The following is a 527-nucleotide window of genomic DNA, read 5'->3' on the forward strand; positions in this document are numbered from 1 at the left end:
CTCGACGCGTTCCCGCTCAACGCGTCCGGCAAGCTCGACCGCAAGGCGCTGCCCGAGCCCGTGTTCGAGACCCGTGCGTTCCGTGCCCCGGCCACGCCGGTGGAGGAGATCGTCGCCGGGGTGTTCGGTGAGGTGCTCGGCGTCGAGCGGGTCGGTCTCGACGACGACTTCTTCGCGCTCGGCGGCAACTCGCTGATCGCGACCCAGGTGGTCTCGCGTCTCGGAGCGGCACTCGACACCCGCGTCCAGGTCCGTACGTTGTTCGAGGCATCGACGGTCGTGGATCTGGCCGCCCGGCTCGAGTCGCACGTCGGGGCCGGTGGACGCGCTGCGCTCACGGCGCAGGTGCGCCCGGAGCGGGTTCCGTTGTCGCTGGCGCAGTCCCGCATGTGGTTCCTCAACCGTTTCGACCCGGATTCGACCGCCTACAACCTGCCGACCGCGCTACGGATCCGCGGTGCCCTCGACGTCGACGCGCTGCGCGCGGCGGTCGCCGACGTGGTGGCGCGGCACGAGTCGCTGCGCAC

General features: G+C 71.5%; 1 protein-coding gene. It reads left to right on the plus strand.

Translation table 11 applies throughout. The features are described 5' to 3' along the window. On the plus strand, window positions 1–527 hold a 527-nt coding region (locus tag QR64_RS02455), incomplete at both ends, for a phosphopantetheine-binding protein (RefSeq protein WP_039583922.1).

It is taken from the genome of Rhodococcus sp. Chr-9, assembly GCF_000801125.1.
In the GTDB taxonomy this organism is placed as follows: domain Bacteria; phylum Actinomycetota; class Actinomycetes; order Mycobacteriales; family Mycobacteriaceae; genus Rhodococcus; species Rhodococcus pyridinivorans.